This window comes from Viscerimonas tarda (genome assembly GCF_054601255.1).
The window spans coordinates 33,805-50,910 of record NZ_BAAHWV010000027.1; the positions used below are offsets into that span (position 1 = coordinate 33,805).

Annotated in this window: 14 protein-coding genes and 1 pseudogene; 6 read left to right on the top strand and 9 right to left on the bottom strand. The window is 46.7% G+C overall.

Features of this window, described 5'->3' with window-relative positions; genetic code table 11:
* Window positions 1–47: 47 nt before the first annotated feature.
* Window positions 48–428 carry a heavy-metal-associated domain-containing protein gene (locus ACYPWY_RS11715; RefSeq protein WP_459685713.1) on the top strand — a complete coding sequence of 127 codons (381 nt, stop codon included), beginning with the start codon at window positions 48–50 and terminating at the stop codon, window positions 426–428.
* Between the two features lie 98 nt (window positions 429–526).
* On the opposite strand, the gene ACYPWY_RS11720 is transcribed toward ACYPWY_RS11715, so the two are convergent.
* The 8 genes and pseudogenes from ACYPWY_RS11720 to ACYPWY_RS11755 form a co-directional block, all read right to left on the bottom strand.
* The gene (locus ACYPWY_RS11720) at window positions 527–1,885 is read right to left on the bottom strand and encodes a Gfo/Idh/MocA family protein (protein ID WP_459685714.1); all 1,359 of its coding nucleotides are present in this window, start codon (window positions 1,883–1,885) and stop codon (window positions 527–529) included.
* Window positions 1,886–2,349: 464 nt separating this feature from the next.
* Window positions 2,350–3,456 (bottom strand): carbohydrate-binding protein, encoded by a 1,107-nt coding sequence (locus tag ACYPWY_RS11725; RefSeq protein ID WP_459685727.1) that lies wholly within the window; start codon window positions 3,454–3,456, stop codon window positions 2,350–2,352.
* A gap of 48 nt (window positions 3,457–3,504) precedes the next feature.
* A pseudogene (locus tag ACYPWY_RS11730) lies at window positions 3,505–4,482 on the bottom strand (family 43 glycosylhydrolase); the annotation flags it as partial.
* A 298-nt stretch (window positions 4,483–4,780) separates the two neighbouring features.
* Window positions 4,781–6,043 (bottom strand): ATP-binding protein, encoded by a 1,263-nt coding sequence (locus ACYPWY_RS11735; RefSeq protein ID WP_459685715.1) that lies wholly within the window; start codon window positions 6,041–6,043, stop codon window positions 4,781–4,783.
* Between the two features lie 715 nt (window positions 6,044–6,758).
* Window positions 6,759–8,030: an MFS transporter gene (locus ACYPWY_RS11740; protein WP_459685716.1), complete on the bottom strand. Its 1,272-nt coding sequence runs from the start codon at window positions 8,028–8,030 to the stop codon at window positions 6,759–6,761.
* Between the two features lie 9 nt (window positions 8,031–8,039).
* Entirely contained in the window at window positions 8,040–9,599 is a 1,560-nt protein-coding gene (locus ACYPWY_RS11745; protein WP_459685717.1) for an NAD(P)/FAD-dependent oxidoreductase, read from the bottom strand.
* 47 nt (window positions 9,600–9,646) lie between these two features.
* Window positions 9,647–10,567 (bottom strand): hypothetical protein, encoded by a 921-nt coding sequence (locus tag ACYPWY_RS11750; RefSeq protein ID WP_459685718.1) that lies wholly within the window; start codon window positions 10,565–10,567, stop codon window positions 9,647–9,649.
* A 13-nt stretch (window positions 10,568–10,580) separates the two neighbouring features.
* A complete protein-coding gene (locus ACYPWY_RS11755) occupies window positions 10,581–12,011 on the bottom strand; it encodes an MBOAT family O-acyltransferase (protein WP_459685719.1) in 1,431 nt (476 codons plus the stop codon).
* 279 nt (window positions 12,012–12,290) lie between these two features.
* Between ACYPWY_RS11755 and ACYPWY_RS11760 the strand changes: the two genes are divergently transcribed.
* Complete coding sequence (locus tag ACYPWY_RS11760) at window positions 12,291–13,139, top strand: 1-acyl-sn-glycerol-3-phosphate acyltransferase (RefSeq protein WP_459685720.1); 849 nt, start codon at window positions 12,291–12,293, stop codon at window positions 13,137–13,139.
* A 139-nt stretch (window positions 13,140–13,278) separates the two neighbouring features.
* On the opposite strand, the gene ACYPWY_RS11765 is transcribed toward ACYPWY_RS11760, so the two are convergent.
* Window positions 13,279–14,514, bottom strand: a complete 1,236-nt coding sequence (locus tag ACYPWY_RS11765; protein WP_459685721.1) for a serpin family protein — start codon at window positions 14,512–14,514, stop codon at window positions 13,279–13,281.
* 63 nt (window positions 14,515–14,577) lie between these two features.
* Between ACYPWY_RS11765 and ACYPWY_RS11770 the strand changes: the two genes are divergently transcribed.
* From ACYPWY_RS11770 to ACYPWY_RS11785, 4 genes are all read left to right on the top strand, one after another.
* Window positions 14,578–15,510 carry a CdiA C-terminal domain-containing protein gene (locus tag ACYPWY_RS11770; protein ID WP_459685722.1) on the top strand — a complete coding sequence of 311 codons (933 nt, stop codon included), beginning with the start codon at window positions 14,578–14,580 and terminating at the stop codon, window positions 15,508–15,510.
* A 143-nt stretch (window positions 15,511–15,653) separates the two neighbouring features.
* A complete protein-coding gene (locus tag ACYPWY_RS11775) occupies window positions 15,654–16,148 on the top strand; it encodes a phage virion morphogenesis protein (RefSeq protein ID WP_459685723.1) in 495 nt (164 codons plus the stop codon).
* 119 nt (window positions 16,149–16,267) lie between these two features.
* Window positions 16,268–16,600 carry a hypothetical protein gene (locus ACYPWY_RS11780; RefSeq protein WP_459685724.1) on the top strand — a complete coding sequence of 111 codons (333 nt, stop codon included), beginning with the start codon at window positions 16,268–16,270 and terminating at the stop codon, window positions 16,598–16,600.
* A gap of 256 nt (window positions 16,601–16,856) precedes the next feature.
* A partial coding sequence (locus ACYPWY_RS11785; RefSeq protein ID WP_459685725.1) for a hypothetical protein occupies window positions 16,857–17,106 on the top strand: 250 nt, incomplete at its 3' end.

Below are 17,106 nucleotides of genomic sequence, written 5' to 3' on the forward strand. Positions count from 1 at the left end.
AGGCTGGTGGTAAAAAGACAGAGTACTAACTAAAAATAGAATTAAAAATGAAAAAGTATTTTTTGACAATTGTTGCCGGCATGTTGATATTATCGGCCTGTAATTCGAGTAATTCAAACGCTGCGGGCAACGAAGCTACTCCCAGCGAAGAAGTATCGGTGGTGGCTGACGAACATGCTATGCTGGGTGTACAGGGAATGTGCGATATGTGCAAAGCCCGCATAGAAAAAGCGGCTTCAGGGGTTAAAGGCGTAAGCGCTGCAACATGGGACGGCGAGAAAAAAGAAGTTCACCTGAACTTCGATTCGCATCAAACATCGGTCGATGCCATCAGCAAAGCCATAGCAAAATCCGGACACGATACCGACAAAGACAAGGCCGACGATGCGGTTTATGACGCTTTGCCGGGTTGTTGCAAGTACAGGTAAACAGCCAAGCCCCCCACCCCCCGTAGGGGGGATTTCAAAAGCCTCCCCTCCGGGGAGGTTGGAGGGGCTTCCCCCCTACGGGGGGCTGGGGGGCTTTTTTACAACGTGCTCGCCTTTGGTTTCAAGGTAGTCAGCGAATCAATTTTGACGGGTTTCCCACTGTCAATGCTGTTTCGTGCGGCTATCCCTATCAGCACCGACATGGCTCCTTCGCGCACACCGGCAGCTTGATTAAGCGTATCGGGCAACACTTGTTTCTTGAACACATGAGAATGGAGTATCGGGTCTCCGCCACCATGTCCGCCGGATTGGGGCATCACGCGGATAATCTTTCTCTTGCCGAAGTTTTTGGTCAGGTATATCACATCGCCATCTTCTTCTTCCCAGGGTTGGCGTTCTTTTATCCAGGCCTCCAAGCGGCCTTTTGTCCCGTTAAAGGCAATGCGATAGCCTTCGTAGGGCGAATAGGTGGTGAGCGAGTAACTTACCTGCACTTTATTGGCGTAACGTATCTGTACCGCCATTTTGTCGAATATATCAATATCTTCGCGGAAAACGCAACCATCGCGGAAATAGCCGTCGTAATGCTCGTTAGCCATGTATATTTCCGTCAGGCGTTTATCTTTAGAAAAGTCGCGGTAAAAATCACAGCTTGTTTTGTGGTCGCATAAACGGCAATTTTTTCCTCTCTGCTTCCCATTCTTCCCATAGAATTCCAATCCGCCAAAAGCAAATACTTCTTCGGGTTCGGAAGCCAGCCACCAGTTCAGCAAATCGAAATGATGCGTTGATTTATGCAGCAACAGGCTACCACTGTTTTTACGGTAGGCGTGCCAACGGCGAAAATAATCGGCGCCATGCGAAGTATCGAGGTACCAATGGAAATCAACTGAGGTAATTTCGCCAATTTCGCCTGCCCGCAACAATTCGTACAACTTGGCGCGGTGAGGCGAATACCGGTAATTGAACGTAACCGTTACCTTTTTCCCGCTACGAGCCTGAGCGTCCAATATCGCCTGACATTTGTGTTCGTCTGTGGTCATCGGTTTTTCGGTAATCACATCAACACCGGCCTCCAAGGCTTTGATAATAAATTGGTCGTGAGTTGCATCAGGCGTTGTAACCATCACCATATCGGGTTTGGTTTCTTTCAACATCTGATCGAAGTCGGTAAAAACCGGGCAATCGGTTCCGGTCGCCTTTTTCATGTAATTGAGCCGACCCGGATTGGAATCGCAGAAGCCCACAAAATCGACGTAATCTTTGTAGCCGGTATCAACCAGTTGTTTTCCCCACATTCCCGAGCCACGATGTCCGCAACCCACCAGTGCATAGCGGATTTTTTTCGATGGGCCTGCATTTGCGACCGCATCAGCCAATGTTTTTCCAAGAGCAGAGTACGCCATCATACTACCAACGGCAGCTCCGCCCGTTTTTAAAAATTTTCTTCTCTCCATAAATAGTTGTTTTTCAAGGTTTTGTTTCATTTGACCAACAAGTATAGATACACCCTTTGGACAAGTGTGATAAAGGTACAAATATTATGTATAAAAGACGAATTTATAAAGCTTTTTTTAATTCATATAGGTCAAAAAGCTGAAAAAACACAGATAGGAACGCCAATTACCAGGGCAACTGCATGAAAAATTTTACTGCTTATGCCTTTCGGTAAAGTTGCTGATATGAGCAGGAGATTCCTCCCTTTGGTCGGAATGACGGTCTCCTTTTTGGGAGAGGGGATGAGGAAGTGGCGGCTTCGCCGCCACTTCCTCATCCCTTAAACCACCAATGGGCGAGTCATTCCGACCAAAGGGAGGAATCTCATTCGTAACAGTAGTACTAAAATTTTTCAGGGTTTGCCCTGGTAATTGGCGTTCCTGTATTTCGTATGCTGTTATTGACTAATACTTCCTTGTTTTTATCAAAGAACAAGGAGTTTCTTTGTTATCGAAAATTCGGGCGAAAGTACGCGTAACATATACGGTCCGCTTGGAATTCCGCTTGTGGATACGTCAATTTTTTGGTTGCCTGCATTGTATGCCTGTTCCAGACTTTTGCATACACGGCCTTGTAAATCTATTATTTGTATCGAAACCTGCGATGTTTCTTTTACATTAAAGTTTACGGTAACCGGCTTGCTGGCCGCAACAGGAACAGGATATACCTGTAACTCAGATTCAACAACTTCCTGTGCTTCAATCGAAGAGCCTGTATATTCCGCCCAGGTGAATTTTTCCCAGGCGCCTATTTCGTAACGGTTGCAATTCACCGGTTTGGTACCGTTTTCGGAGCAGACAATAGCGTTTATAAGTGCACCTTTCAGCCCAACTTGATTGGTTCCCGCATCATTCCATACCAACATGGATGCGCTAGAGCTGGCAGTTTCAACTGTCATAGGCACTTTGAGGCCTTTTGCGCTCACATACCTTCCGTTAGAGGCTTTCAACTGCACATATTTACCCGTAGTAGATTGTTCAACGGTGAACACGCATTCGGGCGTTATGCTGGTAGCATCACAAACCAGTTGGTTTTGCGCGTTGAATGTCAGGTATTTATCCATAGCTTTCAGGGTAATTTTTTTGCCTGTCGCCGGCGCCGGTCTATCGTAGCTAATCAGAAAATTAGCAAAGTTAAAACCCGGTTTGTCCATGCAAATACGCACTTTGCGCGATCCGGCATTCAGCGTAATATCCGAAAGGAAAACGGAAGTCCATATCTGCGGATCATTTGTTCTGGGCGCTGCTATTGGTCCGGTTTTATCTACGCCGTCCACTTCCACATGAAAAGCGCCCTGCACCCCATCTTTCGAAGCTACTCTAAATTCCAATTTGTATTTGGTCGTTTGCGGAACGCTGAGTGTATAGCTGAGCCATTCGCCTGCAACAATGTTAAAGATATTGGCTTTTCCTTCGGCGCAAATCTGAATATCCGCGCCATCGTTCCGGTATATTTCACCATCGTTTACATTGTCGGTATCGTTCCATGTTACGCCTTTGGCTCCGGTTGTATAGTTTTCGGCCAAAACCATGTTGGGTATCGATTTTGTTCCGATAACCGGATCAGCCGGTTTAAGTCCTGTCTGAATAACAGTTTTTATGGTTCCATCGGTGTTGTAATACAATTTATCAACGCATATCGACCGGGCGCCCCCACCCGGATTTGTGCCGTGAGAGAGTACATTGTTGTGGTAAAGCAAGTACCATTCGCCCTTGTATTCGAGTATCGAACCATGGGTTGTTCCTTCGGTTGTTCCGTTCAGCATAACGCCGCGGGATGTCCATGGGCCAAGCGGGTTTGTGCTGGTGGCATATTGCATCCTGTTGTGTGTGTAATCGGTATCATAACCATCGGCATACGACAGGTAATAAAGGCCATTGTATTTATGCACCCAAGTTCCTTCGTGAAAGCCTGTTACGCCCGACATGGTTTTCATTTCTCCATCCAGTTCTATCATGTTTTCTTTCAGCTTGCCTCCGGCAGGGCCTCCGCTACCATTTTGATAAATGTAAGCTTGTCCGTCGTCGTCGATAAATACGCAAGGGTCTATGCCCGAGAACATGCCCTGAATGTAGCCTTGTACTGTGAAATTGGCGGCAGGTTCGGTACTGGTTGCCACGCCTATATGCCAGGTGTTTGTGCCGTCTTTGTGCGGAAAGTAGAAGTAATAGGTTCCATTCCGGTAAGCAGCGTCGGGCGCCCACATCCAGCCACCGTCGGGGTGCCTCCAACTTTCGGGTACATCCTGAGAGGAGAGTATTTCGCCGTGGTCGGTCCAGTTGACCATATCGTCCGTTGAAAATATGTGGTATTTGTCCATCCGGTCGCAACCTTTTGCCGGTTGAACATCGTGTGAAGCATACACATACAAACGACCGTCAGCCCAAACATGTCCCGATGGGTCGGCAGTAAAAATACGGTCGCCCTTGGCATCCACGCGAATAAAAGGATTTTCGGGCATAGCCAGTGGTTCGTCAGCCATAGTGTTTTGTGCGCAAAGAAGAATTGCGACAGCAAACAAGATTTTTTTCAGATTAAAAGGGTTCAACTGTTTCATGGTTCTGTATTTAATTTTGTTTAATAGCTAAATAATAAGTCGGTTATTCTCCATAACCCACCCTTATCAAGGGTAAAGATACTACAATAAATTAATTATACAACGCCGGATACAGAAGCATGTTTGGCATTGTGTAGTAAATAGTTATTACGTAAATTATAAAACCCTGCATAAATAACAATCTCCGAAACAAGGCTTTTTGTCGGAAAATAACTTGAAAATTTTATGCGGAAATGTGGCGCGGTATTAGTTTTGAGGAATGGGAATGCCGATAAAGAGGCGATTACTTGCATTTACTTCAACACCCAAGTACGGAAATGGGAATCACATTGACTCCGTCTTTGCGTTGATAGGGGAAACCGCTACTGGTAATTACATTTAGAGAAGATGGGTGTTTAACTTTGTCGAAGTCTAAAATGGTGTGAATTTTCAACAATGATTGAGCGCCCTCATCTATTCTGCGGTCTCCTAATTTTACTTCAAAACCTGCCCATGTTCCATCCGCTTTATGTACAATGGCATCAATTTCCCTCTCTTTTGCATCCCTGAAGAAACTTACTTTGGCTCCAATTATTTCGGCATAAACACGCAAGTCTCTAACAACAGACGATTCAAACAGGTAGCCGGTGTAGTTCAAATCATTCAATAAATCATCCACCGAAAGTTCCAATGCTCCAATGGCTAAAGAGGGGTCGACAAAATGACGTTTGGGCGTTGTCCGAAGGGCAACAGTAGAGCGAATGTGGGTGTTCCAAGCAGGCAAATCTTCAATAATCATCAGTTTTTCAAGTGCATCAATATACGAAAGCGCTGTATTTTCGGATACTTCTCCTTCCGAGCCTTTTACGTCCTCAACCATGGTAGAAATGGGAGTTTGCGTTGCAATGTTACGAGCGAATGAACGTATAAACCTCAATACTTTTGCCGCATCTCGCTTCACTCCGTCAGCTCGTGAAATATCCGTATCGGCAGTCAGCCCCACATAATCGCGAGAAAATTGAATCGCCGATTTTAAATTTCTCCCTAAAAGGCCTGGCCAACCTCCGAAAATCAACTGTTCGATAACTTCTTCTACAGAATAAACCCGCTCATCCATGCCCTTAAAATCGGGACTACCTTCGCTGTTGAGTAAATCGCGAAGAGAAACTTGTCCGCTAGAAAACCCCAACTCGAAACGAGACATCGGCCTCATCCGCAATATTGAAAATCGACCAACGCCGGAGTGAATCTTTGCCTCAAGTACAGGATTTGCCGAACCGGTAAGGATGAATTGTCCCGAACTCTGCCTACGATCCACCTCCCTACGGACATAGTTGAAAAGTTCCGGGTATATTTGCCATTCGTCAAGCAAACGAGGCGTTTCTCCACGCAGTAGTAATGTGGGGTCGGCAGCCATCCATCCGGCAACATTCGCATCCGTATCAACAAACACCTCGCTTTGGGCATGTTGTTGCGCTGCAAAAGTTTTTCCACAACTCTTTGCTCCGCGTATCAGCAATGCCCCGGAGAATCCTAAACGTTCCTCTATTTCTTTATCGACCAATCTGTTTATATATGTCATATAATCAGTTATTTAAAAGTATATTTGTAAAATAATACCATTTTCATTTGTGAGATAATACCATTTTCATTTGTTAGATAATACCACAAAGGTAGTGTTTTTTATTAAACTGCCAAACAATTAGTACCGAAAGAATGGGCGTGCTGCTGTCATGTAGAAAAGAACAAATATTATTCCCAATTCCTGCACCAAACAATCGGCGGAACAGCTCTTCCGTTCAACTGTCATTGCGGGCTCCGACCTGCAATTTCCTGTGCATGGAACAAAACTTCTGTGTTTTGCGCGTTTTGATGGTGCGTGTTCGAACATCGGTGGAACGCTAATTACGCCGATTACGCCGATTTTCGCAAATAAATTTGGAGAATGGCGTACGTTCGAAATACACAATAATCAAAACCAATATCGGTTGCATCGTAGGGGCGTATCGAATACGCTCAGCACACAATAACCCCAATCAATGCAATGATGAAACATTTGCCGGTTTCGATAGTTTGTGTATCGGGCGTATGCCATACGCCCCTACAATTCGTTGTGCAATGCACGGGGTTGGGCTCGCGCTTGGGGGATTGCGGGTCAGGCCCGCAATGACAGCCGGGGAATGTTGAAATCCTGCAAATCCTATAATCCTGTAAATTCTGATTCAGACAATTGGGGCACGGGCTGCAAGCCCGCGCCAGCGGCAATAGCGACAGAAAAAAATCATCATATAACAAAATCACGGGAGCGTACTCTCTCCCCTCTCCTTGTGGAGAGGGGCGGGGGAGAGGTGAATCTTCCCCAATTCCATAACCGATGGTATAAAGAACAGGGCAATACCTACTATGCAGATGATTATTCCTGAATAAACGAAGGCGTTTGTCAAGCCGATGCTTTCGGCGATGAAGCCGGTGGCCAGCAAGCCGGGTATGGAAGGTATTAGCATCAGGCTGTCGTAGGTAGAAAATACGCGGCCTTGCAGAGCCGTGTCGATTTTGGTTTGCAGTATTACCGTAAACGCGCTGTTCCAAATGGCGGCTGCCAGGCCGCTGATGGCTGTCAGCAAAACAAATGCGATTAGTCCTGTGGCGGGTAACAGTCCCGATAAAAAGAACGTCAACCCAATGGTGATACAGGTCAGGGCTATCAGAATAATTTTATTGGCTTTTTTCATTCGCTTCAAACTTATTACCGCCCCGCCTGCAAGCATACCTATTCCCCACGAAATTTCCACCACGCTCATCTGGTAAGTATTGCCCATGAAATGATTGAGCGTCATCAAGGGGAACAGTACCGAGATGGGGATAATGAAAAACATCACCAACACATCGCAACAAAACAACCAGGCCAGTCCGCGTTTCGAGAAAATAGCATACAACCCCTCTTTCATTTCCCTGAAAATGTGCCGCTCTTTCCCTTCTTCCTTTTCGGGATTGGGAATGGTAACGAACAGCAGGGAGGTACATGCGATAATAGCTCCGGCAATATCGAGCACAAGCACGCAGGTTATGTTGAACAAGCTGATGAGCAATGCCGCCAAAGCAGGCCCTGCTATACTGCTTATCGAATAAATCATTTGATTAACGCCTGCTATACGCATCAATTCCGATTCGGGGGCAAGCAGAGGCACGCTTGCTTGCATGGCCGGAGAATGAAAAGCGCTGCCCAACGAGCGGGCTGCCAGCAAAACGTAAATATGCCAAATCTCCGCTTCTCCAAACAAGAGCATCAGGCAAAGCACAGCCGTACAGGCAGCTATAAAGCCATCGGCGAATATCATGGTGCGCTTCCGGTCCCAGCGGTCGATAAATACACCCATAACCAAGCCCAGCGCGAGCTGTGGCAAAAGAGTCGCAATCATCGAAAAAGCCAGCACCTCAGCCGATCCGGTTTCGATGCTTAGCCAGAATACCACCGCATAGCCAACAATAGAACTAGTGAGCGTAGAAAACAGCTGTCCGGCCCATATAATAGCGAATGTCCTTTTCCAATTCGTTTTGTTGTTCTCCATCGTGTTCTGTTATTTTTTCAACCGGAGAGCTATGGCTTCGGCGCATTTCTCACCGTCCATGGCTGCCGAGACAATTCCTCCCGCATAACCGGCGCCTTCGCCACAAGGGTACAGCCCTGCGATTTCGGTATGTTGCAGGCTTTCCCTGTCGCGAACAATCCGGACCGGTGAAGAGCTGCGGCTTTCGACCCCTAACAAAACGGCCTCATTGCTCAGGTAGCCTCTGTGTTTTTTCTCGACCAGTCCGAATGCTTCCTGCAAACGCGAACTGATTGGCTGGGGCATCCATTCGTGCAGAGGCGATGAAACAATACCCGGCGCGTAGGATGTTGGCGGCAGGTCTTTGCTCAGGCGTTTGTTTACAAAATCGTCCATTCGCTGGGCGGGAGCCACCTGGGTTTTTCCGCCGTGTATCCAGGCTTGTTCTTCCAATTCTTCCTGAAAATGAAGCAGGGAGAGTTCTCCGTATTTGGCATATTCGGGAAAATCTTCGGGATGAATTTCGGTTACAATGCCCGAATTAGACCATTTCGACCCCCGGTTCGACGACGACATGCCATTCACTACCACCTGTCGCCCGTTGCTTGCCGCCGGAACGATAATCCCACCCGGACACATGCAAAACGAATAAACACCCCGTCCGTTGACTTGTTCCACAAAACTGTATTCGGCAGCGGGCAGGTATTCGCCCCTGCCTTCGGGGTTATGGTATTGTATTTGGTCGATCAGCTCTGCGGGATGCTCTATGCGGACGCCTATGGCCATGCTTTTGGCTTCGATACGCACGCCCTGCCGGTGTAACATGCGATAGACATCACGCGCCGAATGGCCGGTAGCAAGGATAACCGGCCCATAAAAAGTCTGTCCGGTATTGGTTTCGATGCCTTTGACCTCCTTATTTTCGAGGATAAGCGCATCCATACGCGTCAGGAAGTGAATTTCGCCACCCGATTCGATGATTTGCAGACGCATTTTTTCGATGATGTCCGGCAATTTGTCTGTCCCAATATGCGGATGAGCATCTACCAGTATATCGGAATTGGCGCCGTGCTGGCAAAAAACAGTCAGTATTTTCGCTATATTTCCGCGCTTATTGCTGCGGGTATATAATTTCCCGTCCGAAAACGCTCCGGCTCCACCTTCGCCAAAACAATAGTTCGATTCGGGATTGACAATGTGCTCGCGGTTCATCAGCGCCGTGTCTTGTTTCCTGTCTTTCACGTTTTTGCCTCGCTCAACCACCACAGGGCATATCCCCAGTTCGATGAGGCGCAGGGCGGCGAACAAACCGGCAGGGCCTGCCCCCACAACAATCGCCTTGGGCGAATATGATACATCGGGATATGTAACTCGCTCGAACTGAATTTCGGGCGCCGTTTCGTTTATATAGGCGCGCACACGCAAGTTGACGAATATGTTACGCTGGCGGGCGTCAATGGAACGGCGGAGAATCCGTACCGATGTTATGTCGCGGTAAAGTACGCCTGTTTCGGCGGAAAAAATCGTTTTTATTGTATCCGCATCCGCCGCTTGTTTGGGCGTAATGCGCAGGTCAACATCTTTTTGCATATAATTTAGCTTCTGTTTTTTGAGGCGTCCGGTTATTTCCGATCGCCTTATTTGTATCCTGCCGTTCTAAGGTCTTCAATCAGGCGTTTTGTACGGTAGTTTGCGCCATCTTCGGTGAGGTGGTAGGGTGTGTCGAAAATCAACGAATCGGGCATCCGGTACCTTTCGGGCGTCCCCAGCAAGTTCAGCTTGTATTTCCTGAACAAGTCGTCCAGCTGGTGTATGCTCTCGCGGGAAGAATCGAAAGAAAAAGCCTGTAATCCGGGATAGGCAAGATATACTTTTATGTCTTTCGCTTCCATTTCGGACGAAAACGCTTCCACTTTTTCTACCACGCCGGGGTTTATTTCTCCCAGAATTTCTATCATGGTTGTGGCCTTCCTTCTTTCTAGCGGCCAGTGAGTATCAATGTCTCCATACTGGTTAAATGCCTTATCGGAATAAAACAGCTCCGATTTCTTCAACGACCCGGCTTCATCAATTTTACTGCGGAGGTAATAATAAAGATAATTGGAGAAGGCGTGGTAATTGGAAAAATCCAGGTATTTGAGATTGGACAGGGAAACATCAAATATAACATGAAGCGCCTCTGTTCCGCCATAAGCTACTTCGCCAAAAAACTGATTGTATTCGGGCGATATGATTAAAACATCACCGGGTTTAAGGTAATGCCTGGCTTCATTCATCGCAAAAACCAATCCGATACCGGCGTGCAGACTTGCATTGATGGGGTTCACATTCAACGAATCTTTTATCATCCGGCTATTCAGTCCGAATGCCGCATTTGAACCTCCGATGACAATAATGCGTGGCTGAGGAACATGCTCCATCAACGAATCTTTTTGAACTATACCATTGAGCATATTGGTTTTCCGCATCTCGGGAACAGGGGCAAAAAGCAACAAGAGAATAACCGCAACCACAAAGATTGCAACAAAAAGAAACAGATTTGCCAGTAATTTTTTCATTGCCCTTAGTCTTTCAGAATTGGAAATAGATAAATTGTTGCGGCCCTACTATTTTGTATGCGAGAATCAGGATGATGAGCAGGTAATAAAAAGCCCACCGGACAGCTCTCGGCCAGTTGCTGCCCAAGTTTTCGAGCCCATGATTTTTTGTGCGGGCAAACCACTCTACTACCATCAAAAAAGCGAACAAAACGAGCGGGGCTTTGTAATATACCTCAGGCATGGAAAACAAGTTCTTGTTGAATATTCCAGTGATGTACTCGTAGGCATGTGTAATGCTGTTGGCTCTGAAAACTATCCAGGCAAAGATACACAATACAAATGTCAGCAGCAATTGTCCCAGCTCCTTTATATTGGGCAACAACCGGTTTTCGGCTACCGTATTCAGCATCTTCCGGTTGGTGCGAAGGACGATTGACGGCAGAATAAAAAATGCATTCAGGCCTCCCCAGAAGATGAATGTCCAATTGGCTCCATGCCAAAATCCGCTGGCAATGAATATGATAAATGTGTTCCTTATGCGCATCCATGTTCCGCCCCGGCTTCCCCCCAAGGGAATGTAGAGATAATCTCTGAACCACGATGACAACGAAATATGCCATCTTCGCCAAAATTCGGCAATGTTTCTCGAAAAGTAGGGATAATTGAAATTCTTGAGCAGTTCGATGCCGAAAAGCCGTGATGTTCCCAGTGCAATATCGGAATAGCCCGAAAAATCGCAATATATCTGGCAGGTAAAATACAATCCGCCCAAAAGCAATGTGCTGGCCGAATAATTGGCCGAATTATCGAATATCCTGTCGGCGAATTGCCCGCAGACATCGGCAATTGCCAGTTTCTTGAATAGCCCCCACAATATTTGTTTCAATCCGTCAGCCGCTTGCCTGTAACTGAACAAACGCGGCTTTTTTACCTGTGGGAGCAAGTGAGAGGCTCGTTCGATAGGCCCGGCAACCAGCAAGGGGAAGTAGCTGACAAACAGCGAATAATCAATAATATTCCGGGTAGGTTCTATCTTCTTGTTATAAATATCGAAAATGTAGGACAGGCCATGGAAGGTATAAAACGAAATACCCACAGGCAGAATAATATGCAGCGATTTCAAGCCCGAACCGGAGCCAAAAGAAATAAGCAAGTCGTTGAACGATTCGATGAAAAAGTTGAAATACTTGAAAAAGCATAAAACAGCCAGATTCGCTATCACGACAATTGTCAGGCAAAGTTTGCTGTGTTTATCGGGTTTGCTGAGGCGTAGGCCCGCCCAGTAGTTGATAAGAATTGAGAATGCCAGCAAAGACACAAACCGCCAGTCCCAGCAACTATAAAAGAAAAAACTGGCTGCCAGTAGTAGCGCATTTTGCCACCTATAGCTTCGGAAGACGAGCCAATAGAGAATAAATACCACCGGCAGAAATAGGGCATACTGCAACGAATCGAAAAACATTCACATCTTTTTTAGTTGGGCAAAGGTATATATTTTTTGTAAGGCGATAAACAGATGTAGTTGTTTTTTATCAGATTCGGGGTATGTGTGAGGCAAACGCATGAAAGAAGTCCTGATAGGCTAATGCTTAAAGGCCTTCAGCCTTAACCTTATGGCGTTGCCTTACGAGCAGGCTCTAACTTTTTTCATGCGTTTGCCCTACATTGAAGTATTCTGGTTTTGAAACCAATCTCAAAAATCCCTATCTTTGCACCGGATTAAGAGAATTGGTAAATTTCGATGAAAGAAAAGCTAATAAGTAAAGACGATATTCGGAAAATAAGTCCTTTGTTCAGAGGGCGATTCGGCGATATTCTCATCTATTTGGGGATGAGGTTGACCGGAATGAACAAGGTTAACCGCATATATGACTCCTCCAAGCAATTTGAAGGGGTGGAATTTTGCAAGCATTTACTGGCCGATGTGGGCGTAAATATCGTTGTGGAAAATGCCGGGGTACTGGAGCAATTTAAAGACAAGCCCTTTATTACCGTATCGAATCATGCTTACGGGCATATCGACGGTATTGCCGCCATTGCTACTGTGGCCTCCATACGTCCCGATTACAAAATGATGGTCAACTTCGTGCTGGGAATGATTGACACCATGGCCATGAATTTTATTACCGTCAACCCGTATAGCAGTGGAAAACTGGCCGACAAGTCGAGCCTTGAAGGAGTAAAAGCTTCCATCAATCACCTGAACGAAAATCACCCGCTGGGCTTCTTCCCTGCCGGAGCTGTTTCAAAAACAAAAATCAGGCATTTCGGGCTGGAAGTCGAGGACAGGGAATGGCAAGCCTCGGTGCTCAAGCTGATAAAAAAAGCGAAAGTCCCCGTAATACCGATGTATTTCAGCGGAAAAAACTCGTGGATATTCAATTTCCTCGATTTGGTCGATTGGCGTTTGCGCTCGCTAAGGCTGGGGCACGAAGTCTATAACAAAAAGGGCAAGACCATCTACATCCGTCTGGGCAACCCCATCACGCCTGCCGAACAAGCCCAACATACCAATTTAAAAAAATTTGGCGAGTTTCTGAAAGCTAAGACGTATGCTTTAGCCTCCCCGCCTCCCGTGGAGGCTTTGTAGAGGTTGTCTCATAACTGTTCTTCTGAGGTTGTCATTGCGGGCTCCGACCCGCAATCTCCTAACAGTCAAATGATTTTGTTAGGAGATCCCGTGTCAGGCACGGGATGACAGACTTTTGAGGCAGCCTCTCACGGGGGAATTAGGGGGCTGGATTGCCAATCTTGCCCACGAACAGAATACTTCCGGTAGAATTTTCCTGTATGGCAAACAAAAATGGATGGTCGGCTACAAAAGATGGAGTCTCCCTGATGCCGGTAACTGCCATCCCGATTGATGTAACAGCAGCGGCTTCTGTCCCTTCTTCGTCCACCTCAATATAGGTTTTCTGTGTAACGTTGGCAATGTAAAAATTCACATTCTCGGCTATGTGCGGAAAATATGCCCGCCCTTTGTTGCAAGCAATTTCCATTCCCATTTGCGAAAGTACTTTAGTCAATTCCTTATTTTCATAGCTCAATTTGAACTTGGGAATGAGAACATCCACTTCGCACGGATTGCGATAGCTGATACATGTTGCCCAATAGTCAGGCGCCTGCAACCGGTTCAGCATATCGTTGAACGAAACGCCCGCTTTTGGAAGCAGGAACAGCATCCGGTAGGCCTCGTTGCCGTATGGCAGGGCAGTGGACGACAAATATTCGTCTTCGTAATAATCCAGCCTAACGGAGGCCGACATCATGTCCGCATTGACGCTCGTTCCGTCCTCTTTGCTAAAGGCTTGCTTTCGGGTGCGTTGTTTGTCAAATTTATATGTCCAGTCGCCTTTGAAGTATAAGGCATTCAAAATATTCACATCGTACAGTCTATCCAATATTTTATCTATCAGTCCGTTGGTATTGTCCGAACACCATTTGTTGACGGTTTTAAGGGCATCGGGCGAGCTATAATCCAAGCCGGTAACGGGAGCGTTGTAGTACGTCCGGTTGAGCTCAACAAAGTCGTTTTTGATTTGGAACCGGTTTTTATCGTACCATATCGAATTGGCAATGGCCAGTGAGAGCGAAGGGTCTGTCTTGATAAAGTTTTCGCGCAATTTCTTAAAATAGTCGTTTATTTCCGTTTCGGGAAAATCGCCCATCCCCATGGCTTCCTGAATGGCTTGTTTGGTTTCGCTTTCCGCGCCATTCCGCACCATAGCCAGCGCCATGCTCATGCTAAACGGCGAGATCACTATATTTTCGTTGCTCTCGTTCTCGTAAACAGCGCTGAAAAATTTCAAGGCAAAATTACTGTTCATCTCCGTCATGTCCGATTCATTAGTCGTCAATCTGATTTTTATCGGCTCCTGAAGTTTCTGCGGTTGGTTTGGCTCGTTACTTTCGCAGGATGCAAAAAATATACAGCACCCAATTACTGCTAATAGCTTGATTCTCATGGTCATTGTTTTTTAATGGTAAATATTTCCATTATATAGATGCAGGAATTTTCGTTTTGTTGCATGGGAAATGGAAAATTTGTTAACAACACCCTGGTACGGGCCTTGAATACGGCGGCGAACCTCAAGGGCTACGAGAAGAACCTCAAGCTGTATCCCAATCTCGAATACCTGCATACGCGGGCAGCCGTGCCCGATGGCATCCACGAGAGCTATGTGGGCACGGTGTTGCCGTTCCATCACCCCGCATGGATGTGGCTGATGCCACCCTCGCGCTGGGGCTGCTTGTGCAGCGTGCGGCAGACGGACAAGCCGGTTACAGGCGCGCCGGAAAAACCCGACGACTTTGACCCGCTATTCGACAACAATGCCTACCTGCACGCCTCGTTTGTCAACATTCGGCAGACGCCGTATTACAGGCATACCGATCCGGAACTGAGGGAGGCGGTGATAAAAGAGGGGCAAAGGCTGCAGGCTGAAAGTCAAGCCGCGAAAGAAAAAATTGAAAACAGCAAAAAAGAATACGGCAGGCTGGTATCGGACAAAAACTATAGCGGCATTCGATTCGATGCTAAAACAGGCGCTATGACGGCTATTCACAAGGAGCATAATTTTGACAGGGAAATTGGCGCGCTGGGCATTGCACGCGGCGAATACGAGCGACTGGCGGTGAATGCACTGTTCGCGAAAGGCAATAAAATTGTGCTTGAAAGCGAAAAGTCAATCAATGGTTTGAAAACGCCCGACGGAAAACTGAACGGGAAAATAATGGACATAAAAGGCATTGAGGTTGATGGTAAATACACCATCAAAAATGCTTTTAAAAAGGCAAACAGACAAGGCGCTGAGGTCGTTGTTTTGTACTTCCACGATAAAAAAATGTTCTCGGAAGAAAAGGCGCTGCACCAATGGAATTTATTTGAAAACGAGACCAAAAATGTCCGAATAAAAGAAATAGTCTGTGTAGTGCAGGAAGAGGTAGTAAAAATAAGATGAGATTCCCGAAAGAACCTCATCTTAAAAGGTACGAATTGCCAGAATGGTTACTGGTTCCCTACCCCGAATGCCACAAAGATACAAATAATTATTGAATAACCAATTAACCGCCCCTTAAATAATAATTAAACGCTCAAAAAAATATGGATTTGGAACAGTTTGAAAAAGCCCTGCCCGATAAACTGGCCGAAATAGAGGAACTGCTAACCGGCGAGCCGATGAAAGATATTGTGGCCACGGAAGCGATAAGCTATTTTCGGGAATCGTTCCAGAATGAGGGTATGGATGGCGAAAACTGGCAGGATGTGAAGCGCAGGGACCCGTCAAGCAAGTGGTTCGGACACAGCAGCGAAAAGAATGCCGAGGGCAAGCGGTTTTCGAGCGCGGCCACAACGCGCAGCGTCCTGACCGGGGAAACAGGCCTGCTGGGCGATTCGTTCAGCTACCAACGCACCGAGAATGGTGTGAAAATCATAAACAACACGCCCTACGCCCGCGTGCATCAATTCGGGCTGCCGGCCAAAATATACGGAAAAAAAGCTTTCCAGATGCCCGCCCGCCCATTTATGAAGGCAACGCCTGAACTGAACAGGCGAATCAACGAGAAAATAGTACGTGAACTTAAAAAAATAGTGTAATGAAAACAATCTACAATGCCATTATGGCACAATTGCAGCCGCTTGTCGAGCAGGAGCGCCTGCGCTGGATAGACCTCGACAGGGGACAACTCAAGAAGTCAGTTAAAAATCGCTATCCGGTGGCATTTCCCTGTGCCCTGGTCAGGATGGGTATAATCAGCGCGACGGACTTGACGGACAACGTGCAGGATTGCCGCGCCAGCGTAACAGTTACCCTGTCATTCGACCCGCAGAGCTATGGTCGCACAGCCGCCAATGCGCCCGAAGAGGTGCGCGAGCAGGGCCTCAACCCCTACGACGTGATTAACGGGGTAGTCGGCCTGCTGCAAGGATACGGAACCGCAGAGTTCGACAGCCTTAGCCGCAAATCGCAGACCGAAGTGCAGCGCCCCGACCTGTTCGTCTATCAGACAGTATTTGAAACGCAGTTTACCGATTTGCTGATTTGCTGATTTGCTGATTGGCGCAAAGCGACATTAATCAATTTTTTAATGTGCTATGTACTTTTTGATTTGGAGATTATAGAACGCAAATTACGCAGATTACACAAATTTTCGCAAATAATTTTATTATTCGCCCTTTTTTGTCTGTCTGTCATTGCGGCCCCGACCCGCAATCCCCCAAGCGCGAACACAACCTCATGCATTGCAGAACGCATCGTAGGGGCGTATGGCATACGCCCAGCACACGACAATCAAAATACATGCAATGATGAAACATTTGCGCGTTTCGACAATGCGTGTATCGGGCGTATGCCATACGCCCCTACAATTGTGTCGTGCAATGCACAGGGCTGATCTGGGAATTCCACCCAAAATACTGCATATTTCTACCTTCTTTCACAAAGTAGCTTGTTATATAATAAAAACCATATTACATTTAACGACTGTTTTGAATGCTTTCGTCATTAGGTTGGCGGATTCTTTACTCAATTTTGTAACTTGGTACGGATTTATAA